This window comes from Nonomuraea sp. NPDC050786, assembly GCF_040654115.1.
Taxonomy (GTDB): Bacteria; Actinomycetota; Actinomycetes; order Streptosporangiales; family Streptosporangiaceae; genus Nonomuraea.
In genome coordinates this window covers 41,289-65,197 of sequence record NZ_JBFAHJ010000036.1, presented here as the reverse complement: position 1 = coordinate 65,197, position 23,909 = coordinate 41,289, and the positions used below count along the sequence as shown (strand labels likewise).

21 protein-coding genes are annotated in these 23,909 nt (G+C 69.6%); 14 read left to right on the top strand and 7 right to left on the bottom strand.

Annotated features, from left to right (window positions below):
* Positions 1-63 precede the first annotated feature (63 nt).
* From AB0H84_RS44315 to AB0H84_RS44285, 7 genes are read left to right on the top strand one after another with little or no spacing between them, the layout of a single operon-like run.
* Complete coding sequence (locus tag AB0H84_RS44315) at positions 64-642, top strand: hypothetical protein (protein ID WP_357618497.1); 579 nt, start codon at positions 64-66, stop codon at positions 640-642.
* A 4-nt stretch (positions 643-646) separates the two neighbouring features.
* Positions 647-997: a cupin gene (locus AB0H84_RS44310; protein ID WP_357618494.1), complete on the top strand. Its 351-nt coding sequence runs from the start codon at positions 647-649 to the stop codon at positions 995-997.
* A gap of 33 nt (positions 998-1,030) precedes the next feature.
* Positions 1,031-2,104 carry an adenosine deaminase gene (locus tag AB0H84_RS44305; protein ID WP_357618491.1) on the top strand — a complete coding sequence of 358 codons (1,074 nt, stop codon included), beginning with the start codon at positions 1,031-1,033 and terminating at the stop codon, positions 2,102-2,104.
* Positions 2,101-2,712: a hypothetical protein gene (locus AB0H84_RS44300; protein ID WP_357618488.1), complete on the top strand. Its 612-nt coding sequence runs from the start codon at positions 2,101-2,103 to the stop codon at positions 2,710-2,712. Before AB0H84_RS44305 ends, AB0H84_RS44300 begins: the two co-directional genes overlap by 4 nt.
* 54 nt (positions 2,713-2,766) lie before the next feature.
* On the top strand, positions 2,767-3,585 hold the full coding sequence (locus AB0H84_RS44295; protein WP_357618484.1) for a MerR family transcriptional regulator: 819 nt from the start codon (positions 2,767-2,769) through the stop codon (positions 3,583-3,585).
* The gene (locus AB0H84_RS44290) at positions 3,585-4,496 is read left to right on the top strand and encodes a sigma-70 family RNA polymerase sigma factor (protein WP_357618481.1); all 912 of its coding nucleotides are present in this window, start codon (positions 3,585-3,587) and stop codon (positions 4,494-4,496) included. Before AB0H84_RS44295 ends, AB0H84_RS44290 begins: the two co-directional genes overlap by 1 nt.
* Before the next feature lie 10 nt (positions 4,497-4,506).
* Positions 4,507-4,992 (top strand): GyrI-like domain-containing protein, encoded by a 486-nt coding sequence (locus AB0H84_RS44285; RefSeq protein ID WP_357618478.1) that lies wholly within the window; start codon positions 4,507-4,509, stop codon positions 4,990-4,992.
* Between the two features lie 167 nt (positions 4,993-5,159).
* On the opposite strand, the gene AB0H84_RS44280 is transcribed toward AB0H84_RS44285, so the two are convergent.
* The 6 genes from AB0H84_RS44280 to AB0H84_RS44255 form a co-directional block, all read right to left on the bottom strand.
* Positions 5,160-5,333 carry a hypothetical protein gene (locus AB0H84_RS44280; protein WP_357618475.1) on the bottom strand — a complete coding sequence of 58 codons (174 nt, stop codon included), beginning with the start codon at positions 5,331-5,333 and terminating at the stop codon, positions 5,160-5,162.
* Between the two features lie 455 nt (positions 5,334-5,788).
* Positions 5,789-7,192, bottom strand: coding sequence for a DUF234 domain-containing protein (locus tag AB0H84_RS44275; RefSeq protein WP_357618472.1), 1,404 nt, complete (start codon positions 7,190-7,192; stop codon positions 5,789-5,791).
* A 116-nt stretch (positions 7,193-7,308) separates the two neighbouring features.
* A complete protein-coding gene (locus AB0H84_RS44270; RefSeq protein WP_357618469.1) occupies positions 7,309-8,937 on the bottom strand; it encodes a phospho-sugar mutase in 1,629 nt (542 codons plus the stop codon).
* A 28-nt stretch (positions 8,938-8,965) separates the two neighbouring features.
* Complete coding sequence (locus tag AB0H84_RS44265; protein ID WP_357618466.1) at positions 8,966-9,769, bottom strand: purine-nucleoside phosphorylase; 804 nt, start codon at positions 9,767-9,769, stop codon at positions 8,966-8,968.
* Positions 9,770-9,772: 3 nt separating this feature from the next.
* Positions 9,773-11,077 carry a M20/M25/M40 family metallo-hydrolase gene (locus AB0H84_RS44260; RefSeq protein ID WP_357618463.1) on the bottom strand — a complete coding sequence of 435 codons (1,305 nt, stop codon included), beginning with the start codon at positions 11,075-11,077 and terminating at the stop codon, positions 9,773-9,775.
* Complete coding sequence (locus AB0H84_RS44255) at positions 11,074-12,066, bottom strand: Lrp/AsnC family transcriptional regulator (RefSeq protein ID WP_357618461.1); 993 nt, start codon at positions 12,064-12,066, stop codon at positions 11,074-11,076. Before AB0H84_RS44255 ends, AB0H84_RS44260 begins: the two co-directional genes overlap by 4 nt.
* A 110-nt stretch (positions 12,067-12,176) precedes the next feature.
* Between AB0H84_RS44255 and AB0H84_RS44250 the strand changes: the two genes are divergently transcribed.
* On the top strand, positions 12,177-13,478 hold the full coding sequence (locus AB0H84_RS44250; protein WP_357618458.1) for an MFS transporter: 1,302 nt from the start codon (positions 12,177-12,179) through the stop codon (positions 13,476-13,478).
* Here AB0H84_RS44250 and AB0H84_RS44245 read toward each other — a convergent pair.
* Positions 13,475-13,966: a gamma-glutamylcyclotransferase gene (locus AB0H84_RS44245; protein WP_357618455.1), complete on the bottom strand. Its 492-nt coding sequence runs from the start codon at positions 13,964-13,966 to the stop codon at positions 13,475-13,477. The genes AB0H84_RS44250 and AB0H84_RS44245 overlap by 4 nt on opposite strands.
* Positions 13,967-14,161: 195 nt before the next feature.
* Between AB0H84_RS44245 and AB0H84_RS44240 the strand changes: the two genes are divergently transcribed.
* From AB0H84_RS44240 to AB0H84_RS44215, 6 genes are all read left to right on the top strand, one after another.
* Complete coding sequence (locus AB0H84_RS44240; protein WP_357618452.1) at positions 14,162-15,550, top strand: NAD(P)H-quinone dehydrogenase; 1,389 nt, start codon at positions 14,162-14,164, stop codon at positions 15,548-15,550.
* A gap of 161 nt (positions 15,551-15,711) precedes the next feature.
* The gene (locus AB0H84_RS44235; protein ID WP_357618449.1) at positions 15,712-18,000 is read left to right on the top strand and encodes a TIM-barrel domain-containing protein; all 2,289 of its coding nucleotides are present in this window, start codon (positions 15,712-15,714) and stop codon (positions 17,998-18,000) included.
* An 18-nt stretch (positions 18,001-18,018) separates the two neighbouring features.
* On the top strand, positions 18,019-19,326 hold the full coding sequence (locus AB0H84_RS44230) for an extracellular solute-binding protein (protein WP_357618446.1): 1,308 nt from the start codon (positions 18,019-18,021) through the stop codon (positions 19,324-19,326).
* Positions 19,327-20,190 (top strand): sugar ABC transporter permease, encoded by an 864-nt coding sequence (locus tag AB0H84_RS44225; protein ID WP_357618443.1) that lies wholly within the window; start codon positions 19,327-19,329, stop codon positions 20,188-20,190.
* Positions 20,187-21,008, top strand: coding sequence for a carbohydrate ABC transporter permease (locus tag AB0H84_RS44220; protein ID WP_357618440.1), 822 nt, complete (start codon positions 20,187-20,189; stop codon positions 21,006-21,008). Before AB0H84_RS44225 ends, AB0H84_RS44220 begins: the two co-directional genes overlap by 4 nt.
* Positions 21,009-21,022: 14 nt before the next feature.
* Positions 21,023-23,902: a glycoside hydrolase family 3 C-terminal domain-containing protein gene (locus tag AB0H84_RS44215; RefSeq protein ID WP_357618437.1), complete on the top strand. Its 2,880-nt coding sequence runs from the start codon at positions 21,023-21,025 to the stop codon at positions 23,900-23,902.
* Positions 23,903-23,909: the final 7 nt, after the last annotated feature.

The following is a 23,909-nucleotide window of genomic DNA, read 5'->3' as shown; positions in this document are numbered from 1 at the left end:
CCTGTCGTGTGATTCCACGCCGATCCGCTGCTTGCAGGCCCGCAACCTGGGCATCTACCGGGCATGCGCTCGTCATCCCCGGCCGCGCGCCGATCGTCCCGCTGTCGCGCGGCCGTCCTGCCGGCCTGCCTGGTCCTGCTCACCGCCTGCGGCACGGGCACGCAGGCCGTACTGACGGGCACCCCGTCCGTCACCGGGCGCGAGCCCGGCGCGCCAACGAGCACCGCCGAGGTGGACGTCCAGCGCGACGGCATCGAGCCCGCCGTCGTGACGGGCGTACGGTACGCCGCCCACGACACGTACGACCGCGTGGTCGTCGACCTGAAGGGCGAGGTCCCCGGATACACCGTCAGGTGGGTGGAGCAGTTCCTGGAGGAGGGATCAGGCAAGCCCATCGAGGCACGCGGCGGTACGTACCTCCAGGTCACGCTCTCCCCGGCCGACGCCCACGACGCCGCCGGCAAGCCCACGTGGACAGGCGGCCCCGTCTTCCCCGCGAACCTGGACAACCTCACCGAAGTCATCAGGACCGGCGACTTCGAGGGCCATGTCGGCATCGGGCTGGTGCTGGCCAGGCAGGCCGCGTTCCAGCTCAACGAGCAGGGCGATCCCAGCCGCCTGATCATCGACGTGGCACACTGACCTCGTGGTGAGAAAGATCGAGGCCCCGGCCCGCATACCCGTTCCCGGCGGGAAGCTCATCGACGAGCACGTCGGCCGCGTCAACAGTGGTGACGACGCGATCTCCATAGCCCACATGACGGCTCCGCCCGGCTGGACCGAGCCGCCGCAGACTCCGGAGTTCACCGAGTACACCGTGGTCCTGCGCGGCCTGGTGCTGGTCGAGCACGCCGGGGGCACGACGGAGGTCGCGGCCGGACAGTCGGTGGTGACGTCGCCGGGGGAGAAGGTCCGCTACAGCACCGGTCCCGAGGGCGCCGAGTACATCGCGGTGTGCCTGCCCGCCTTCTCGCCGGAGAGCGCCGGTCGCGACTGAGCCGTACCACGTGAAGGCCCTTATCATGGCCAGATGAGTCCCACGCTTGACGCGATCCGGCGGGCTCCCAAGGTGCTGCTGCACGATCACCTCGACGGCGGGCTCCGCGCCGAGACGATCGTCGAGCTGGCCAGGGAGACCGGCTACGATCGGCTGCCCACGACCGACCCCGACAACCTTCGCCAGTGGTTCGAGGAGGCGTCAGACTCGGGCTCGCTCGAGCGCTACCTGGAGACGTTCGAGCACACCGTCGGCGTCATGCAGACGCGCGAGTCGCTCGAGCGCGTGGCCGCCGAGTGCGCTCAGGACCTGGCGGCCGACGGCGTGGTCTACGCCGAGGTGCGCTTCGCGCCCGAGCAGCACACCACCATGGGGTTGAGCCTCGACGAGGTCGTCGAGGCGGTGCTCGAGGGGTTCAGGCAGGGCTCGGCGGGGCGCGGCATCCGGGTCGGCACGCTGCTCACGGCCATGCGGCACATGGCGCGCTCCATGGAGATCGCCGAGCTGGCCGTGCGCTACCGCGACGTGGGCGTGGTGGGGTTCGACATCGCGGGGGCCGAGGCGGGCTACCCGCCCACGCGCCATCTCGACGCGTTCGAATACCTTCAGCGGGAGAACGCCCACTTCACCATCCACGCGGGCGAGGCGTTCGGCCTGCCGTCGATCTGGCAGGCGATCCAGTGGTGCGGCGCCGACCGGCTCGGGCACGGCGTGCGGATCATCGACGACATCTCCGTGGCCGAGGACGGCTCCGCCAAGCTGGGGCGGCTGGCGGCGTACGTGCGGGACAAGCGGATCCCGCTGGAGATGTGCCCCACCTCCAACCTGCAGACCGGCGCCGCCGCGTCGATCGCCGAGCACCCCATCGGGCTGCTGCGGCGGCTGAACTTCCGGGTCACGGTCAACACCGACAACCGGCTGATGAGCGCGACCAGCGTGTCACAGGAGTGCGCCAAGCTGGTCGAGGCGTTCGGCTACGGCTGGGATGACCTGCAGTGGTTCGCGGTCAATGCGATGAAGTCGGCGTTCATCCCGTTCGACGAGCGGCTGGCGCTGATCAACGGCGTGATCAAGCCGGGCTTCGCGCAGCTCAAGTGGCAGCCGTGAAGCAGGTTTACCGGTCCAGGACCGCGTTCGTGCTGGGGTGGGTCTGGCTGGCCTTCGTCGCCTTCAACGTGTGGGACCTGATCGCCCACTACACCGGCAAGTCCTCGCTGGTCGCCCTGGCCGTGCTCGGCGCGCTGACGGCGCTGGTCTACGTGGTCGCGCTGCGCCCCGCCACCGTGTTCACGGAGGAGGGCCTGGTGGGCCGCAACCCGCTGCGCACCACGTTCGTGCCGTGGGCCTCGGTCGGGGACGTGACGGTGTCCCACTCGATCAACGTCGAGCACGGCGACGGGCAGGTGCTGCGGCTCTGGACGCCGATGAGCAGCGCCCGGGAGCGGGCCAGGGCGCAGCGGCGCGGGGTGCCCAGGCAGACGCGGGGGCGCTACCGCACCGAGCCCACGCTGTCGAAGGCCGAGCAGGCGGCGGCGGAGGCGTTCGCGGGCAAGACGCACGCCGACTGGGTGGGCGAGCAGATCCGCGAGCGCGCCGAGTCGGCCAGGTTCCGCGACCAGGAGGCGGCGCCGGGCCGGGTCACGTGGTCCTACGACGCCATCGCGGTGCTGGTGGTGGCCGTGGTGCTGGTGGTCGTGGCGATCGTCATCGCCTAGGTCCCGGCGCAGGTTGACCCTGACACGGTGTGAGGCCCTACACCTGGAGGCGTCATGTTCAGCATCGGAGACTTCGCCAGGCTCGGGCTGGTGTCGGTGCGGATGTTGCGCCACTACGACGCCATCGGCCTGCTGCGCCCCGCGCACGTGGACCCCGCCACGGGCTACCGCTCCTATCAGGCCGCGCAGCTGTCCAGGCTCAACCGGATCGTCGCGATCAAGGACCTCGGCTTCACGCTGGAGCAGGTCAGCGCGATCCTGGACGAGAAGGTCAGCGCGGAGGAGCTGCACGGCATGGTACGCATGCGCCGCGCCCAGCTCGAAGCCCAGATCAACGCCGACCTGGCCAGGCTCCGAGGCGTCGAGGCGCGATTGCGCACCATCGAGAGGGAGGGCCACTTGCGAACGGCGGAGATCGTCCTCAAGTCCGTGAGCCCCGTCCGGGTCGCGGAGCTGAGCGCCCGGGCGGCCGGCTACGAAGGCGAGCACATCGGCCCGGTGGTCGGGCCGCTCTTCGGCGAGATCTGCCGCCGGCTGGAGGCCGCCTCCGTCCGGATCACCGGTCCGGGGCTCGCCTACTACGAGGCGGAGGACGACGGCTCCGTCATGATCCACGCCTGCCTGCCGGTCGCCGTGACGTCCGGCGACCCGTACGACTTCGAGGTGGTGGACCTGCCCGCGATGCCGACCGCGGCCACGATCATCCACCATGGGCCGATGGACGCGGTGATGCCGACGTTCCAGGCGCTGGCCCACTGGATCGAGGAGAACGGCTACCGCTCTGTGGGGCTGGCCAGGGAGATCTCCCTCTACTGCCCCGACAATCTGGACGAATGGGTCACCGAGCTCCAGATCGAGGTGACCCCGGCGTAGTGGACGCGACGGAGCTGGAGCGGCACCGGGGCGAGCTCACCGGTTACTGCTACCGCATGCTGGGCTCGGGGTTCGAGGCCGAGGACGCGGTGCAGGAGACGTTCGTCAGGGCGTGGCGCACGTACGACGCCTCGCGCGGGCCGCTGCGCTCGTGGCTGTTCCACCTGGCCACGTACATCTGCCTCGACATGCTGCGCGGCCCGCAACGCCGCGCCCGCGCCATGGACCTCGGCCCGGCCGCCGCCCCGGGCGCCGAACTGGGCGCGCCCCTCCCTCCCGAACGCTGGATCCACCCCATCCCGGACAGCCGGGTCAGCCCCGAGGAGCTGGCGGTGGCCCGCGAGAGCGTCCGCCTGGCCTTCGTGGCGGCCCTGCAGCATCTCCCGCCCCGGCAGCGCGCCGTCCTCATCCTCCGCGACGTGCTCGGATGGAGCGCCGCCGAGACCGCCGTCCTGCTGTCCACCACGGTCGCGTCCGTCAACAGCACCCTGCAACGGGCCCGCGCCAAGCTTCCCGCCGTGGAGCCGGCCGACCTGGAGGTGGACGAGGCACTGCTGTCCCGCTACGTGTCCGCCTTCGAGCGGTACGACGTGTCCGCACTGGTGTCGCTGCTGCACGAGGACGCCACGATGTCGATGCCGCCCTTCACGTGGTGGCTGCGGGGCCGCGAGAGCATCCGGGCGGTGCTGCTGGCGTCGGACGCGCCGTGCGCCGGCGCCCGCCTCCTGCCCACCAGGGCCAACGGCTCCCCGGCCTTCGGCCAGTACCTGGACGGCCGGCCGTTCGCCCTGGTCGTCCTCGACGTCGCGGGCGGCCGGATCACGGGCGTGACCACCTACCTGGATCCCGGTCTGTTCCCCTTCTTCGATCTGCCGATGAGTTTCGCCCGCGCGCTCCGTACTGAGGGGTGAAGGAGGAAACATGCCACACATCATCGATTTCCCGGACCGTCCATACATCGGGATCCGCAAGACCATCACCATGACCAGCTTCGGCCTGGTCGGGGACCGCATCGCCGGCCTGATCGGCTGGCTCGCCGAACGCGGCGTGGCCCCCGCCGGAGCCCCGTTCTTCAGGTACGACAGCATCAACATGGCCGAGGACCGGCTGGTGGTGCAGGCCGGGGTGCCGGTCGCCACGCCGGTGGAGGGAGAGGGCGACATCTTCGCCGACGTCCTTCCGGCGGGCCGCTACGTCACGGCCTCCCACCACGGCCACCCGGACCAGCTGGCCGGCGTCATCTCCTCGACGTTGCAGTGGGGCGAGGAGCAGGGGCTGAGCTGGGACATGACCGAGAAGGACGGGACCGAGCACTGGGGCTGCCGCCTGGAGTTCTACAAGACCAATCCGCTGGAGGAGCCCGACATGAACAACTGGGACACCGACCTCCAGTTCCGGCTGGCCTGACCGCCAAAGGCGCCTAAAGCCTCGCCTTCGCAAGGGGCGCGCTCCGCGCGTCGAGAGCTTCAGACAGCGCCTTGTGGGGGGCGCGGCCCCCCACACCACCAGCCCATAAAAGCATCGCCTTCGCGACAGGCGCGCTTCGCTGTCCAGGCCAGAGGGTAAACGACAAGCTAAGCCTGGGTGTCCTTCGAGGGAAGGGCGTACGCGAGGGCCACGCCGAGGCAGAGCGCCAGCGCGATGCCCAGGACGATGTTGTCCAGGACGATGCCGAGGCCTATGCCGATCGCGAGGCCGCAGGCCATGCCGGCGGTCCACCTGGGGGTGTTCTTCGCTCGCTTCGTCATGGTTCCATCTTCGCGAGGGGGATGGGGCCTGCGTAGACGCCGGAGTCACAAGTGAGTGATGACAGAAGTCATGTCACTCGCCGTACGTGCTTCGGGCACCGAGTCTGGGTTGGGAGCCGGGGCCGGCGGTCGCCGGGGAGACCCTGGATGCGCTGGAGCAGGCGCTGACCGAGGAAAAGGGGGCTCCGCCGCCGGAGCAGCCGCCGGTGCTGCGGGTGATGCGCCGCAGGTCACACCCGGCGCGGATGACGCGGACACGTCATCAGGCCAGGTTCGTGCCGCCGCACGCGACGCCGCAGGGCCCGGGCAAAGGCAGGCCCTGGTCGGCCGCGGGTTCAGCGACGTGGTGGCCGCCTGGGCAGCGGCGGGGGAGAGGGCGAGGCCGGTGATCGCGGCGGAGGCGGCGAGGGCGGCTGCCGGGCTTGGCCGATCCCGAGGCGGGCTGAGGAGTCCCCTTATCGCCAGACGTCCAGCAGTTGCTCCGGCGTGATGTGCGTGATGCCCGCCACGTCGCACCCGCTTCTGGAGACCGCATAGAGCGGCGTGGACGTGTCCGCTCCCGGCATCTTCGACTGGTGGACGATGAGTTCTTTCATATCGTGGTGATCAAATGGCCGGTTCTCCAGCCACTTGATGGACCCGAGCATGGTGATCTGCTTCGCGATCGGCTCCCGGTCGGCGCCGACGATGTCGATCTCCGGATCGTTGCTGCGTGTCCAGTAACCGCCAACGGCGCCAGTCGGCTCGGGGAGCCCGTCCATGCGTCTGAGGGACTCGTGGATGACCGGCTCCACGGCGGTGCCGCGCCAGGCCGTCCATGAACGCGAGATGCGCCGCAGCACGAGATCGCCCCGGCCGCGGTAGATCTCCGGCATGCCGGGGTCGATGAAGGACAGCCAGAAGCGCAGCTGAGAGTCCGTCACGTGGTAGCGACGGTCCTTCGAAGGACGGACGGACAGGGGCAGCTCCGCGGTGATGATGCGCTTCTCGAGGAGAATCTGCAGACCGCGTTGGATCGACGTACCAGATATCCCGCCGCAGGCCTTCGAGATGGCCGAGTAGGTCCGCTGACCTGAGCCGATGGCTTTCAACAGGACTCTGGCTTGGGCTTCCGGCGGAAACTCGGCGGCCACGGCGCGTTCGCCGCTCACAGTCAGAGCCGAAGTGGGGTCAGGTATGGCTGTGTTCAGAAAGTCCCGCGCGTTGGCGCCCATGGGCCATTCATCCAAGATCATGGGGAGGCCGCCGGTGATGAGATACGCGTCGATCGCATCAGCGGGCGACAGGTTCAGTTTCTCGGCAACGTCGGCAGGGGTGAGAGGATTGATCACCATTTCTGACGCCCGCATGTAGAACGGTCGGTCGTATTGGTTGATCGCTTCCATGATGGACAGATCCGAGCCGATCAGGATGAGCAGCATGGGGCGGCGCGAGAACTCGCGGTCGAAGAGGCGTTGCAGTTTTCCCTCCAGATGAGGATCCTGCGCGATCATGAAGGGCAGTTCGTCGAGGACCACGATGCTTGGTGAGTCCTGGGGCACTGCCTGAGCCAGCAGCCTGAGCGCGCTGTCCCATGAGGTCGGTGTCACCCCCTCGAAGAGCGAGGCGTCGGGGAGGTCGGATGCCGCCGCGTCCGCGATGAAGCGTTCAAGCTGGTCGGTGATGGGCTCGTGGGCTGCGGTGAAGAACAGACTGGGCACGCCGCTCCGGTGGATGAACTCCTCCGCCAGACGTGACTTGCCTACACGGCGACGGCCTCGCATGAGGATGGCACGCCCGGGGCGGTCTCCAGTGCTCGCGCGCGCGAAGTAGCGGCCGAGTGCGGCGAGCTCTCGACCTCGCCCTATGAATCCGTCCACGGCTCCTCCATCCGAGTAACAACCATCTTTGGTTGTACCAGACTTGGAGCAACCAAAAATGGTTGTTACTCGGGAAGATGGCTTGCTGTCAGCACGCGCTGCCTCAGTGAGACTGCTCAGAGGCCCAGAGAGGTGGACAGGTCGGCCTTGAGGGCGTCGAGGTCGCGGGTGGCCTGGGCGCGTGCCTCCGCCACCTCACCGCTCACCGGAACCACGACCTCCAGGTAGCACTTCAGCTTGGGCTCCGTCCCCGAAGGCCGGACGACCACGCGGGCGTCGCCGGCGAGCAGGTAGCGCAGCCCGTCCGTCGGCGGCAGGCCCCCGTCGCCCTTCGTCAGGTCGTCCGTGCGCACCACCGCCCGGCCGGCCAGGGCGGACGGTGGGTGGGCGCGCAGGCGGGTCATGGCGTCGGCGATCAGGGAGAGGTCGCTCACGCGGAAGGAGAGCTGGGAGGTCGCGTGCAGGCCGTAGCGGCGGGCCTGGTCGTCCAGGAGGTCCAGCAGGGTGCGGCCCGAGCGCTTGGCCGTCGCAGCGATGCCGGCCACCGTGAGGGCCGCCCCGATGCCGTCCTTGTCGTGGACCGGGAGGCCCGCGTCGGAGCCGACGCTGTAGCCGATGGCCTCCTCGTAGCCGAAGACCAGCCCGGGACCCGCCTTGATGATCCACTTGAAGCCGGTCAGCGTCTCCCCGTAACGGACGCCGTGCGCGCGGGCGATCTTGCTCAGCAGCGTGGAGGAGACGATGGTGGTGGCGACCATGCGATCGCCGGTGGTGTGGGTGATCACGTGCTCGGCCAGCAGGCCGCCGACCTCGTCGCCGGTCAGCATGCGGCACGTCCCGTCCGGCAGCGGCACCCCCACCGCGCACCTGTCGGCGTCCGGGTCGTTGGCCAGGACCAGGTCGGCGTTGAGCTTGGCGGCCAGCGCGACGGCCAGGTCCATCGCCCCGGGCTCCTCCGGGTTGGGGAAGGAGACCGTGGGGAAGTCGGGGTCGGGGTTGCGCTGCTCCTCGACGGCGACCGGGTTCTCGAAGCCGGCGGCGAGGAAGGCGCCCGTGAGGGTGGCGCCGCCCACCCCGTGCAGCGGCGTGTACGCCACCCGCAGGCCGCGGGCGTCGCCCAGGGGCAGGGACGTCACGGCCGAGATGTAGTCGTCGACGATGCTCTCGCCGAGCTCCGTCAGCGTGCCGGGACCGTGGAGGGGGAGCAGGTCCACGCGGCCCACGGTGTCGATGGCGGCCGAGATGTCCCGGTCGACGGGCGGCACGATCTGGGAGCCGTCGCCCCAGTAGACCTTGTAGCCGTTGTCCCGCGGCGGGTTGTGGCTGGCCGTCACCGTCACCCCGGCGTCAGCGCCGAGGTGCCGTACGGCGAAGGCGAGGACGGGCGTGGGCAGCGGTCCGGGCAGGAGGGAGGCGTGCAGTCCGGCGCCCGTGAGCACGGCGGCCGTGTCGCGCGCGAAGACGTCGGACTTGTGGCGGGCGTCGTAGCCGATGACCACGTGCTTGCCCGGCCCGAGCACCTTGGCCAGGCCGGCGGCGGCGCGCATGACGGTGACGCGGTTCATCCGGTTAGGGCCCGCGCCGAGCTCGCCGCGGAGGCCCGCCGTGCCGAACTCCAGCTTGGCCCCGAAGCGGTCCTGCAGCGCGGGAAGGTCCCAGCGCTCCAGCAGCCCGGAGAGCTCGGCGCGGGTCTCCGGGTCCGGGTCCTGGGCCAGCCACTCCCTGACGGCCCGTTCCAGAGTCACAGGCCCTCCTTCGGATCGGCGCGCTCACTCACAGCTTGTCCACCACCTTGGCCAGGAGGACTCCCATGCGGGCCGCCGTGGCGCGGCCCACCTCCAGGACCTCCTCGTGGTTGAGGGGCTCGCCCGACAGCCCCGCGCCCGGGTTGGTGACCAGGGAGACGCCGAGCACCTCCAGGCCGGCCTCGCGGGCGGCGATGGCCTCCAGGACGGTGGACATGCCCACCATGTCGCCGCCCAGCGTGCGCAGCATGCGGATCTCGGCCGGCGTCTCGTAGGTGGGCCCGCGGAAGGCCACGTACACCCCCTCGGCGAGGCTCGGGTCGATCTCGTGCACCAGCGCGCGCAGGCGGCGCGAGTAGACCTCGGTGAGGTCGATGAACGTGGTGCCGGTGATCGGGTTGGCCCCGGTCAGGTTGATGTGGTCGCTGATCAGGACCGGGTCGCCGACGTCCTGCGTCTCGGGGCGCAGGCCGCCGGCCGCGTTGGTGAGCACGAGCGTGCGCACCCCGGCCGCCGCCGCCGTGCGTACGCCGTGCACGACCGCGTCCACCCCGAGCCCCTCGTACAGGTGGGTGCGCCCGAGGAAGACCAGCGCGTGGCGCCCCGCCGAGGTGCGCACGACGCGGATCTTGCCGCCGTGCCCCGCCACGGCGGGCGCACGGAACCCGGGCAGGTCGGTGAACGGCACCTCGCTCACCGACTCGCCGATCGCGTCGGCGGCGGGCACCCACCCCGACCCCATGACAAGTGCCACGTCGAAGGTGTCGAGGCCGGTCGCGTCGCGGAGAGCGGCGGCCGCCTCGGAGGCCAGGGTGTATGCGTCGATGGTCACAACTCAGTAGTTTAGGAGCAGCCTGTCCAGCACCCGCACGCCGAACTGCAGGGCGTCCACCGGCACCCGCTCGTCCACGCCGTGGAACATCGAGGCGAAGTCCATGTCCGCGGGCAGCCGCAGCGGCACGAACCCGAACCCGCGCACCCCGAGGTCGGCGAAGAACGTCTTGTTGTCGGTGCCGCCCGACATGCAGTACGGGATCGCGCGAGCCGCCGGGTCCTCGGCCTTGAGCGCCGCGATCATCGACTCGACCAGCGCGCCGTCGAAGGAGGTCTCCAGCGCGATGTCGTGGTGCACGAACTCGCGCCGCACCTTCGGCCCGAGCAGCGAGTCGACGGTCTTGAAGAACTCCTCCTCGAATCCCGGCAGGAACCGCCCGTCGATCACCGCCGTGGCCTGGCCGGGGATGACGTTCGACTTGTAGCCGGCGTCGAGCTGGGTCGGGTTGACCGTGTTGCGCAGCGTCGCGCCGACGAAGCGGACGAGCGGCCCGATCTTCTCCAGGACCGGCTGCGGGTCGTCCTCGTCGAACGGGATCCCGAACGCGTCCGCGACCTCGGTGAGGAAGCGCCGCACGGTCGGCGTGTAGGTGAGCGGCCAGTCGTGGTCGCCGATCCTGGCCACCGCCTTGGCGACCTCGGTGACGGCGTTGTCGGAGTTCAGCATCGAGCCGTGCCCCGCCGTGCCGTCGGCGATGAGCTTCATCCAGGCCAGGCCCTTCTGGGCCGTCTCGATCAGGTAGAGCCGCAGCGACGGGTCGACCTCCAGCGAGTAGCCGCCGACCTCGCTGATCGACTCGGTGACGCCCTCGAACAGCTCGGGGTGGTTCGCGGTGAGGTACTTGGCGCCGTACACGCCGCCGGCCTCCTCGTCGGCGACCCACGCGAACACGATGTCCCGGCGCGGCCTGCGCCCCTCGCGCTTCAGCTGGCGGAGCACGGCCAGCATCATCGCGTCCATGTCCTTCATGTCCACCGCGCCGCGGCCCCAGATGTAGCCGTCGCGGACCTCGCCGCCGAAGGGGTCGACGGACCAGTCGGCGGCGTTGGCGGGCACCACGTCCAGGTGCCCGTGCACGAGCAGGGCGGGCAGTGACGGGTCGGTGCCCTCGACGCGGGTGATCACGTTGCCGCGGCCGGGCTCGCTCTCGATGTACGTGGAGTCGATCCCGACCTCGGACAGCCGGGCCATGACGACCTCGGCCGCGGCCCGCTCGCCGGGGCCGCTGCCGTCCCCGTAGTTGCTGCTGTCGGCGCGGATCAGCTCCACGCAGAGGTCGGCGACTTCCTTCTCGGCGGGTGTCATGGCGTTTTCTCCCAACGGTGATCCAACGTGAGCAGTCCGGACTTATGGAGATGACCGCGTTTGTAGGCGCGGGTGATCAGGGTGAGGTCGCTGTCGGTGATCTCGTCGAACTGTCCGACGACGCGGGTCATGAAGCGGTAGAGGTCGGCCTCGTGCGCGGCCACCACCTGCACGATCAGCGAGTGGGTGCCCGAGGTGGCGGCGCAGTAACGTACGTCGGGGTGCGCGGCCAGCCGCTGCCCGACCAGGTCCAGCCCGTACGGGCGCACCTTCAGCCAGAGCATGGCCTCGACCTCGAGCCCGAGCAGCGCGGGCTCCACCTCGGCGCGGGGCAGCAGCAGCCGCCGCTCGATCAGCGAGGTCACCCGCCTGCGCGCGGTCGGCACGGAGACGTCGAGGCGCTCGGCGACGGTCGTGAACGCGATCCTGCCGTCGGCGGCGAGCAGCCCGGCGATCTCCTCCTCCAGAGGCGACAGGCCCTCCTCGTCGGGCCGGCACTCGGGGGGCGGCGCCGGCCGCAGCTCGGCCACCTCCTGCTCGCTGAGGTAGGGCGCGTGCCACTCGGCCACGGTCCTGAACGTGTGGAGGACGACCATGGCCTGCGTCTGCCGCACGCCGTCGATCTCGGAGACCTGCGCGGACAGGATGTGGTGCAGCTGCTCGCGCGACGGCGAGACCAGCTCGCAGCCGATGTCGGCGGCGCCGGTCAGCGCGTAGACCGAGCGCGTGTCGGGCCGGTCGGCCAGCGCCTGCGCCACCTTGCCCGCCGTGCCGGGTCGCACCTGGACGTGCAGGTGCACCGGGCGCCCGTGTCCGGTGCGCAGGTCGTCGTAGATGGCCGTGACGCGGACGACCCCCTCGGAGATCAGGCGCTGCAGCCGCCTCGCGACCGTGCGCTCGTGCTCGCCCACCACTCTGCCGATCTCGCCCCACGAGGCGCGCGGACTGACTTGGAGCGCGGCGACGAGGCGCCGGTCGAGATCATCCACCTGCAACCTGTTCTGTGTCGGGTTTGTAAATATCTGGCCAGAGATTTGACTGTTTCGGTCGTCCAACTGCACAGTAAGCCATCTCCGCACTTGCAGCAAAGGAGCCCCCAGTGGCGACCTCCCCCGTGACACATTCGCCAGTCGGCATCCCCAAGAGTCGTGTCCGCCAGCTCATGGCGGCCAGCATCGGCAACGTCGTCGAGTGGTACGACTGGTACGCCTACACCTTCCTCGCGACCTACTTCTCCGCCCAGGTCTTCCCCAAGAGCGAGGGCGGCCTCGTGGCGCTGCTGAGCGCCTACGGGGTGTTCGCGGTGGGCTTCTTCATGCGCCCGCTGGGCGGTCTGCTGGTCGGCGCGTTCGCCGACCGGTTCGGGCGCAAGGCCGCGATGACGTTCACGATCGTGCTGATGGGCGCGGGGTCGCTGCTGCTCGGCCTGACGCCGACGTACGAGGCCGTCGGCCTCCTGTCGCCGATCATCCTCACCCTCGCCCGGCTCATCCAGGGCCTGTCCGTGGGCGGCGAGTTCGCCGCCGCCACGACGTTCCTGGTGGAGTCGGCCCCGCAGGGACGGCGCGGCCTCTACTCGAGCTTCCAGTACGTCAGCACCACCATCGGCCAGCTGCTGGCCTCCGGCCTGGCCGCGCTGCTCGCCTCCAGCCTCGTGAAGGAGGACATGGGCTCGTACGGCTGGCGCATCCCGTTCATCGTGGGCGCGGTGATCAGCCTCGTGGGCCTGTGGATCCGCAAGGGCGCGGACGAGACCTCGGCCGTGGCGGAGGAGATCCAGCGCGGTGAGGCCAAGCGGCCGAAGCTCTTCGAGTTCCTGGTGGGCTACCCGAAGGCGGCCGCCACGATCGTCGGCATCACGATCGCAGGCACCGTGGCCTACTACACCTGGACGAGCTTCCTGCCGATCTACGCGCAGATCACGGTCAAGTTCGACGCGGCGCAGTCGCTCCAGGTGGGCACGGTCTCGCTCTTCTTCTTCATGGTGCTGCAGCCGCTGCTCGGCATGCTGTCGGACCGCATCGGGCGCAAGCCCATGCTGATCACCTTCGGCGTCGCCTTCGTGGTGCTGCCGGTGCCGCTGCTCAGCCTGCTGTCCAACTCGTTCGGCAGCCTGCTGGCCGTGCAGCTGATCGGCATGCTCTTCCTCGGCTGCTTCACCTCGATCTCGGCCGCGGTGAACTCCGAGCTCTTCCCGACCAGGGTGCGCGCGGCCGGCGCGGGCTTCCCGTACTCGCTGACCGTGGCGCTCTTCGGCGGCACCGCGCCGCTCCTGGGCACGGCGCTCAAGGACGCGGGCAACGTCGAGGTGTTCCCCTACTACATGTCGGCGCTGGCGCTGATCTCCACGCTGGTCTACATCTTCGTGCTGAAGGAGACCAAGGACCAGCCGCTGAGCTAACCGCCGTACGAGGTGCAGGGGCGCTCCCGCAACTCCTTGACGTAGTCGTCGGGTGCGCCCGCCCGCTCCGCCGCCTCGGCCAGGCTGCCGAGGTAGCGGGCCGAGGGCAGGCCGCCCTCGTAGCCGTCGAGCACGTAGAACCAGGCCACAACCTCGCCCTCGAGGGTCTGCACGCGCAGCCGGACCTTGTGGTAGGCCCCGCGGACCGCGCCCTCCCACTGGTCGAGCGAGGTCTCCTCCCAGTCGGGCACGTCGTAGAGCACCACGAACACGTGCTCGTCGGGGTCCTCGACGATCGTGGCGAGCGCGCCGTCCCAGGCGGGGTCGTATCCGCCGAACGTCAGCCGCCATCCGGTCAGCCAGCCGACACCCCAGATCGGGGAGTGCGGGGCACGCATGGCCATCTGCTCCGGGTCCATGTTGGAGCCGTACGCGGCATACAGCCGGAGATCACTCGGCTTACCTGAAGGACCTGAAAGCCACGCCACGATCCACCCCTCTCGCCGGGTGCCGCTCGTCATCCAGCTACCGCGCCATCCTGCCACGCTGGACGGCCGTCTCGGTCCATCGGCCGCACTCCGGTGGACGACGTGTCACGCTTCGTGGTCAAAGCTCCAGGCGTTCTCTCGCGACCCCATGGGCCAGTTGCCGCCTTACCCAGCTCATGCGGGACAATGGGACATGTGACGAGGATCGTGATCATTGGTGGCGGACCAGGCGGTTACGAGGCGGCCCTGGTGGCCGCACAGCTAGGCGCACAGGTCACGATGGTCGAGCAGGACGGCCCCGGTGGCGCGTGCGTGCTGACCGACTGCGTGCCGTCCAAGACGCTGATCGCGACCTCCGTGCGCAAGCAGGCGCTGCTCGACGCGCCGTCGCTGGGCGTCTCCTTCGACGGCGGGTCCGACGGCGAGACGGGCACGGTCGGGGTCGATCTCCCTCTGGTCAACAAGCGGGTCAAGGAGCTGGCCCAGGCCCAGTCGGCCGACATCGCCACGCGCGTGGAGGCCGAGGGCGTCGAGATCATCAGGGCGCGCGGGCGGCTGGTCGATCCGCAGGTGGTCAGGGCGGGCGACCGTACGATCAGGGCCGACGTGGTGCTCCTGGCCACCGGGGCGACGCCGCGCGTGATGCCCACCGCCGAGCCCGACGGCGAGCGCATCCTCACCTGGCGCCAGCTCTACGACCTGGAGGAGCTGCCCGAGCACCTGATCGTGGTCGGCTCGGGCGTGACGGGCGCGGAGTTCGCGGGCGCGTACCGCTCGCTGGGCTCCGAGGTCACGCTGGTCTCCAGCCGCGACCGGATGATGCCCAACGAGGACGCCGACGGCGCCGAGGTGCTCGAAGAGGTCTACCGCCGCCGCGGCATGAACGTCATGGGCCGTTCGCGCGCCGCCGGTGTCAAGCGCACGGCCGACGGCGTGGTCGTGACCCTGGAGGACGGCCGCACGGCCGAGGGCTCCCACGCGCTGATGACGGTCGGCATGATCCCCAACACCGCCGGCATCGGCCTGGAGGAGGCCGGGGTCCAGCTCGACCGGGGCGGCTTCATCAAGGTCGACAAGGTCTCGCGCACGTCCGCGCCCGGCGTCTACGCGGCCGGCGACTGCACGGGCGTGATGATGCTCGCCTCGGTGGCGGCCATGCAGGGGCGCATCGCGGTCTGGCACGCGCTCGGTGAGGCCGTTCAGCCGCTGCGGCTGTCCACGGTGGCCTCCAACATCTTCACCGACCCGGAGATCGCGGCGGTCGGCGTCGCGCAGCAGGTCATCGAGGCCGGCGAGGTCGAGGCGAACGTGGTCAAGCTGCCGCTGGCCACCAATGCGCGGGCCAAGATGCAGGGGTTCAACGACGGGTTCGTCAAGCTCTTCTGCCGGCCGCACACCGGCATCGTGCTGGGCGGCGTGGTCGTGGCGCCGCGGGCCTCCGAGCTGATCCTGGCGGTGTCGGTGGCGGTGCAGCAGCGGCTGACCGTCGACCAGCTCGCCCACACGTTCGCCGTCTACCCGTCGCTGTCCGGGTCGATCACGGAGGCGGCCCGCCGCCTGATGCAGCCGGGCGTGTCCATCTAACTCGCGACTCTCTCCGTCTCCGCGCCCGCCGCCCGCCGAGGCGCTCTTTGGCATGCCCGCCCACCGTCATCAGGGGGAAGTAGGGCTCTGACCATTGACGTTTGTTGGTATGGACAGCAAACTAATTCCCGAGTTGGCGCAGCCGTTCTTGAGGAGCTTCCATGCCCTATCGTCCCCCGCTGGTCGCGCACGAGTATTTCGTCGCCGACCCGCCCGAGCTTCCGGTTCGCGCACGAGGCGAGGGTGGTCTGTCGGCGGTGACCGCCGCGGAGCTGGTCGCGGCCGACGGTGCCGAGGTGCTGCTGAAGGCCGTCACCACGGCGGAGGAGACGCTGGTCGTCCAGGTGGGAGTGGCCGGTGAGGGAGTCATCAGGGTGCGGCTGTCGGAGGACGCGACCGCCAGGCCGCGTTCGGAAGGCGCCATCTCGCTGGTGACCCCCGGCACGTACCGCGGGGCACGGGCCGGGGCCGCGCCGGGGGAGCCCATCGTCGTGGACGCGGGCTCGCTGCGGGCCGAGATCAGCCTGGCGCCGTGGCACCTGCGCTTCACCGACGCCACCGGGAGGACGCTGGTCGAGCAGGACCGCGGGCACACCGACATCAGTGGCCGGCTGCGTACGCTCCCCTTCGGCCGCTCCAGCTCCAACGGCGCCCCCGTCGCCTACCACGAGAGCTTCGCCGCCGCCCCGGACGAGGCCTTCGCCGGGTTCGGCGAGTCGTTCACGCGGCTCGACAAGCGCGGCCAGCGCCCGCTCATGTGGAACTTCGACGCGTTCGGCGCCGAGTCGCAGCGGGCGTACAAGAACGTCCCTCTGTACGTCTCCAGCAGGGGCTACGGAGTCCTCGTGGACAGCGGGGCCCCGACGGAGTTCGACGTGTGCCAGTCCACGCACAGCGTCGTGCAGATCGTCGTGCCCGACGACGTGATGGACTACTACGTGATCGCCGGTCCGACGCCTTCCGACGTGCTGGACCGTTACGACCTGCTGACCTGCCGCCCGTCGCTGCCGCCGAAGTGGGCGTTCGGGACCTGGATCTCCTCCGGGTTCTGCGTGGACAGCCAGGAGCGGGTGCTGGCCAGGGCGCGGACGATCAGGGAGCGCGGCATCCCGTGCGACGTGCTGCACCTGGACACGTACTGGCAGGCCGACGGGCACTGGTCGGACCTGCAGTGGGATCCGGTGAACTTCCCCGACCCGGAGGGGATGCTGGGCGAGCTCAAGGGCATGGGGTTCCGGCTCTGTCTGTGGATGAATCCGTATATTTCCCACCTGAGCCCCGCCTTCCCCGAGGCCGCAAAAGCCGGATATTTCCTGAAGAATCAGGAGGGGGAGACCTACGTCGCCGACTGCTGGCACGGGTCCTTCCCGCCGTGCGGGATCGTGGACCTCACCAACCCGCAGGCCGTCGAGTGGTTCACCGGGCTGCTGAGAGACCTGCTCCGCCAGGGCGTGGACGCGTTCAAGACCGACTTCGCCGAGGGCGTGCCCGCCGACGCCGTCGCCTTCAACGGCATGACCGGCACCGACCTGCACAACGTCTACACGCTGCTGTTCAACGACGCCGTCGCCGCCGTCACCCGCGAGGTGCACGGCCACGAGCTCGTCTGGGCCCGCTCCTCCTACCTCGGCGGCCAGCGCCACAGCGCCCAGTGGGGCGGCGACACCTACACCAGCTACGCCGCCATGGGCAGCACGATCAGGGGCGGCCTCGCGCACGGCCTGTCCGGCGTGCCGTTCTGGAGCCACGACGCCGGCGGCTTCACCGGCCGGCCCACCGACGACCTGTACGTGCGCTGGACCCAGTTCGGCGCGCTCTCCCCGCTGATCCGCCTGCACGGGACGACCACCCGCGAGCCGTGGGAGTTCCCCGCCGTCGAGGAGCAGGCCGTCGGCGCGCTGAAGCTGCGTTACCGGCTGATGCCGTACATCTACTCGGCGGCCGTCGAGGCGGCGCGCACCGGCGCCCCCATGATGCGGGCGATGTGCGTCGACTTCCCGGACGACCCGGTGGCCTGGCAGGCCGACCTGCAGTATCTGTTCGGCCGCGACCTGCTTGTCGCCCCCATGACCGCGCCCGAGGGCATCAGGCAGGTGTACCTGCCGCGCGGCCAGTGGGTGGACTACTGGACGGGCGAGGTGCTCGAAGGCTCCCGATACGTCACGGTCAGCAAGCCGCTCGACCAGATCCCCCTCTTCGTACGGCACGGCGCGATCATCCCGGTCGCCACCGCCCCTGGGGGCACGGTGGACGTGCCGGCCGAGATCACCCTCGTCGCCTTCGGAGGCGGCGACGCGACGGTGGAAATCCACGACGAGGACGGCGTGACGATCGCCGTCGCCACCAGGGACGGCGACGTGCTGCGTGTCGCCGTCACCGGCCCGAAGCGCGTCACCGGGGTCGAGATCGCCCCGGTGACCGGAGCTCCCGCACGGGCCGTCATCCAGTAACACCCCCCTGGAGGGATCATGGTCAAGTCAAGAGCCGCGGCGGTGCTCGCCGCCGCGGTCCTGGTCCTGTCGGCGTGCGGTTCCGGCGGCTCGGAGACCCCGGCCGCCCAGAACAGCAGTCAGCCGCGCACACTCAAGCTCTGGCACTACGAATCGGCCGACAGCGCCATGGGCAAGGCGTGGGCCGAGGCGATCAAGAAGTTCCAGGCGTCGCACCCGAACGTGACCGTCAAGTTCGAGGAGAAGGGCTTCGAACAGATCCAGAAGACGGCCAGCATGGTGCTGAACTCGGACGAGGCGCCCGACATCATGGAGTACAACAAGGGCAACGCCACCGCGGGCCTGCTCTCCAAGCAGGGCCTGCTCACCGACCTCAGCGACGAGGCCACCAAGCGCGGCTGGGACAAGCTGCTGCCCGGCGGCCTGCAGACCACCGCCAAGTACGACGACCGCGGCGTCATGGGCTCCGGCAAGTGGTACGGCGTGCCCAACTACGGCGAGTTCGTGATGGTCTACTACAACAAGGAGCTGTTCGAGAAGCACAAGGTCCAGGTGCCGACGACGTTCGAGCAGTTCACGGCCGCGATGGACACGTTCGTCAAGGCAGGGGTGACCCCCATCGCCACCGCCGGCGCCGAGTACCCGGCCCAGCAGATCTTCTACCAGCTCGCGCTCTCCAAGGCGCAGAAGCCGTGGCTCGATGCCTTCCAGTCCTACAAGGGCAAGGTGGACTTCCACGGCCCCGAGTTCACCTACGCCGCCGACACGTTCGCCGACTGGGTGAAGAAGGGCTACATCGCCAAGAACTCCTCGGGGGTGAAGGCCGAGGACATGGGCGTGGCGTTCATGAACGGCAAGTTCCCCATGATGATCAGCGGCAGCTGGTGGTACGGCCGCTTCGCCTCGGAGATCAAGAAGTTCGAGTGGGGCCACTTCCTCTTCCCCGGCGCCACGATGTACCCGGGCTCCAGCGGCAACATCTGGGTGGTGCCCGAGAAGTCGGAGAACAAGGACCTGGCCTACGACTTCATCGACATCACGATGAGCAAGGACATCCAGAACCTGCTGGGCAACTCCGGCGGCGTCCCCGTGGCCGCGGACCCGGCCGCGATCACCGACGCCAAGAGCAAGGAGCTGATCGAGACCTTCAACAAGGTGACCACCGGCGACGGCCTGGCCTTCTACCCTGACTGGCCCGCGCCCGGCTACTACGACGTGCTCGTCGCCGGGGTCCAGAACCTCATCAACGGCAGCAAGGCCCCCGCCGCGGTGCTGGACGAGATCGCCAAGCCGTACGAGGACAACCTCGCCGACATTGGTAACTAGATGAGAGAGCGCACGAGGGGATACTGGCTCTACCTGATCCCCAGCCTGCTGCTGTTCCTGGTGGTCATCGTCGTGCCGTTCCTCATGAACGTGGGCGCGAGCTTCACCCGCTGGTCGGGGGTGGGCACGCCCCGGTGGATCGGGTTCGACAACTACACCAGGCTGCTGAAGGACGAGCGGTTCTGGCAGTCGTTCCAGCACAACGTGGGCCTGATCGTGGCCATGGCCATCGTGCCGACCGCGATCGGCCTCGTGCTGGCGGCCGCCCTGTTCGACTACATCGGCAAGCGGTTCGGGCCGCGTACGGCCTCCGCGCTGCGGGCCATGTACTACCTGCCGCAGGTGCTGCCGGTGGCGGTGGCCGGCGTGGTGTGGGGCTGGATGCTGCACCCGTCGTACGGCGCGGTCAACCAGATCTTCGGCCTGGACCTCGACTGGCTCGGTGATCCCGACCTGGCGCTGGCCACGGTCATGGCGGTGATGGTCTGGTTCCAGCTCGGCTACCCGGTCGTGATCTTCATGGCGGGGCTGCAGCGCGTGGATCCGGCCTACTACGAGGCGGCCGAGATCGACGGGGCCTCGTGGTGGCGCAAGTTCTGGCACATCACGCTGCCGCAGATCCGGCCGGAGGTCTTCGTGGTGCTGCTGACCTGCACGATCGCCGCGTTGAAGGTGTTCGGGCCGATCTTCGTGCTGACCCGCGGAGGGCCCGGCAACTCCACCATGGTCCCGTCGTACTTCTCGTACCTGAACTTCTTCCAGAAGAGCAACGTCGGGTACGGCTCGGCCATCGCCACGGTGCTGGCGTTGATCATCATCGTGGTGACGTTCCTGTTCCTGCGCGTCCAGGAGCGTGACCAATGAGGGGGCCGGGGCGCTGGGCGGTGCTGTTCGCGCTGGTCGTGCTGGCGGTCGTGATGGTGTTCCCGTTCGCGATCGTGGCGATCAACGCGGTCAAGTCGCCGGCCGAGTACAGCTCTCAGGGCCCGCTGAGCCTGCCTGACGGGCTCTATCTCCAGGGGATCATCGACTTCTGGAACCGGGTCGAGTTCGGCACGAAGCTCTGGAACAGCCTGCTGATCAGCGCCTCCGTGGCGGTGTTCGCCGTCGTGCTGTCGGTGCTCAACGCGTACGCGCTGGGCATCGGCAGGGTGAAGGGCCGGCTGTCGATCCTCGTGCTGTTCCTGGTGGCCAACACGCTGCCGCAGGAGGCGCTGGCCTACCCGCTCTACTACCTGGCCAAGGCCGTCGGGCTGTACGACACGCGGCTCTCCGTGATCATCGTCATGACGGTGATCCAGGCGGCGTTCGGCACGTACCTGCTGAGCGCCGTGCTGGGCCAGTTCCCGAAGGAGATCCTCGAGGCGGCGGCGATCGACGGTGCGGGGCGGCTGCGGTCGCTCTGGCGGATCGTGGTGCCGATCAGCCGGCCCACCCTCAACGTCCTGCTGATCTTCTTCTTCATCTGGACCTGGAACGAGTTCTTCCTTCCGCTGATCTTCCTGATCTCCAACGACACCCAGACGGTGCCCGTGGCGCTCGGCGTCCTGCAGGGCGAGAAGTACATGGACGCCACGATGTCCAGCGCCTCCGCCCTGCTCGGCGTCGTGCCGGCGGTCGCCTTCTTCCTGATCTTCCAGCGCACGCTGACCCGTGGTGTGACGGTCGGCGCCATCAAGTGATGGAGAACCCCCCAATGCGAAAAATCCCGATACTAGCTGCCCTCACCCTCGCGGCCGCGCTGCTGGCCGCGCCCCCCGCCCAGGCCGCCGACTACCCGTTCCAGAACCCGGCCCTGCCGGTGGAGCAGCGGGTCGAGGACCTGCTCGGCCGACTCACGCTCCAGGAGAAGCTGGGGCTGCTGCACCAGTCGCAGGCGGCCATCCCGCGGCTGGGCATCGCGTACCACAAGAACGGCACCGAGGCGCTGCACGGCGTCGCCTGGTCCAACGACATCAACGACAAGTGGAGCCAGAAGCTCGCAAGCGGCACCATGTTCCCGCAGGCCGTGGGGCTGGCCAGCACGTGGGACCCGGCGCTGATCAAGAAGGTGGGCTCCGCCGTCGGCGACGAGGCCCGCGGCTACAACGCCGTGGACCCGGCCGTGTGGGGCCTGCAGGTGTGGGCGCCCGTCGTGGACCTGCTGCGCGACCCGCGGGCGGGCCGTAACGAGGAGGGCTACTCGGAGGACCCGCTCCTGACCGGGGCGATCTCCACGGCCTACGGCAAGGGCCTGCAGGGCGACGACCCCTTCTACCTGAAGACCGCGCCCGTGCTGAAGCACTACCTCGCCTACAACAACGAGAGCAACCGCAGTCTCAGCTCCTCCAACCTGACGCCGAAGCTCAAGCACGAGTACTACGAGCCGGCCTTCAAGGCGGCCATCTCGGCCAACGCCGCGACCGGGGTCATGGCGTCGTACAACCTGGTCAACGGGCGGCCGAACCACGTCAACCCCGACCTCGGCACCACGGTCAGGTCGTGGACGGACAAGACGCTCTACAACGTCAGCGACGCCTGGGGGCCGCACGCGCTCACCGACGTGGAGAAGTACTACGACACCAAGCCCGAGGCGTTCGCCGCGGTGCTCAAGGCCGGGCTCGACAGCTTCACCATCGACGACAACAACTCCGGGCCGCTGGTCGAGAACCTCACGGCCGCCCTCGACAAGGGGCTCATCACGCAGGCCGACGTGGACCGGGCCGTACGGAACGTCCTGACCATCCGCACCCGGCTGGGGCACTTCGACCCGGACGGCGGGCCGTACAAGAAGATCACCAAGGACGTGATCAACAGCCCGGCCAACCAGAAGCTCAACCGGGAGGCGGCGGGCAAGGCGGCGGTGCTGCTGCGCAACTCCGGCGCCCTGCCGTTCAAGGGGCCGAAGTCGGCGGCCGTGGTCGGGCCGCTGGCCGGGACGCTGTACCACGACTGGTACGGGGGCACCATGCCGTACCAGGTGACGCCGCTCGACGGGATCAAGGAGCGCGTCGCCGACGTGAGCACCGGCACCGGGCTGGAGCGGATCGCGCTCAAGCACCTGGCCTCCGGCAAGTACATCACCGCCACCGGCACCGGGCCCGACGACAACGCGGCCCTGGTCGACACGGCGCCCACCGCGGCCTCCGAGTGGGACCTGACCGACTGGACCAGCGGCGTGTCCACGCTGCGCAACGCGGGCAACGGCAAGCTGCTCGGCGGTGACTGGCGCTCGCTCGACACCGACGACGACGAGCCCCACGGCTGGTACGTGCAGCAGCAGTTCGAGCTCCAAGCACAGGCCGACGGCAGCTACCTGATCAGGTACGCGGGCTACGAGACCGGCGACGGCTGGTACGGCCTGCCCGAGCCGTACGTCACGGTCTCCGCCGACGGCACGCTCGGCCTGGGCACCAAGGACCAGGCGGCGAAGTTCGGCAAGGAGGTCGTCTCTGACGGCATCGCCGAGGCCGCCGCGCAGGCCGCCAAGGCCGAGGTGGCGGTCGTGGTGGTGGGCAGCAACCCGTTCGTCGCGGGGCGCGAGGTCCACGACCGCGCCAACCTGCAGCTCGGCGAGGGGCAGCGGCGGCTGATCGAGGCCGTGCGCAAGGCCAACCCGCGCACGGTCGTCGTCCTGGAGACCAGCTACCCGGTCATCGTGGACGCCCCGAACCTGCTGTGGACCACGCACGCGGGCCCGGAGACCGGCCACGCGGTCGCCGACGTGCTCTTCGGCGCCGTCAACCCGGCCGGCCGGCTCACCCAGACCTGGCCCGCCACCGACAACCTGCCGAGCATCTACGACTACGACCTGGCCAAGACCGGGATGACGTACCTGTACGGGAAGGACAAGCCGCTCTACGCGTTCGGGCACGGCCTGAGCTACACCACGTTCGGCTACCAGGGGCTGAGCGTCAAGGGCAACGTGGTGAGTGTGAAGGTCACCAACACCGGCAAGGTGAAGGGTGACGAGGTGGTCCAGCTCTACACCCACCAGCAGCAGTCCCGCTTCAAGCAGCCGGTCAAGCAGTTGCGCGGCTTCCAGCGGGTCACGCTGAACCCGGGCCAGAGCCGTACCGTGACCTTCCCCCTGAAGAAGTCGGACCTGGCGGTCTGGGACTACACCCGGGGCAAGTGGACCGTCGAGAACGCCACCCATGACGTGCTCGTCGGCTCCTCCTCCGACCGGATCCGCCTGTCCACGACGCTGCGCGTCTCCGGCGAGACCATCCCCGTACGCGACCTGTCCAGGACCACGCGGGCCATGGACTTCGACGACTACGCGGGCGTGGCGTTCGTGGACGAGACGAAGGCCGGCGGCGACGCCGTGGAAGGGTCGGCCGGGGACTGGATCTCCTTCACCGGCGCCTCCTTCGGCTCCCGCTTCACGGCCGGGGTGTCGTCGGTGAGCGGCGGCGCCATCGAGCTCCGCTCGGGCTCGCCGACCGGCGCCCTGCTGGGGACCGTCCAGGTGCCCGCCACCGGCGGGATCTACCAGTGGGGTACGGCGACCGCCTCCGTCAAGGCGGGCACCGGCAGCCTGTACCTCGTGTTCAAGGGTGACCTGCGGATCAAGGACTTCGCCCTCGCCCGATGACGTTCCG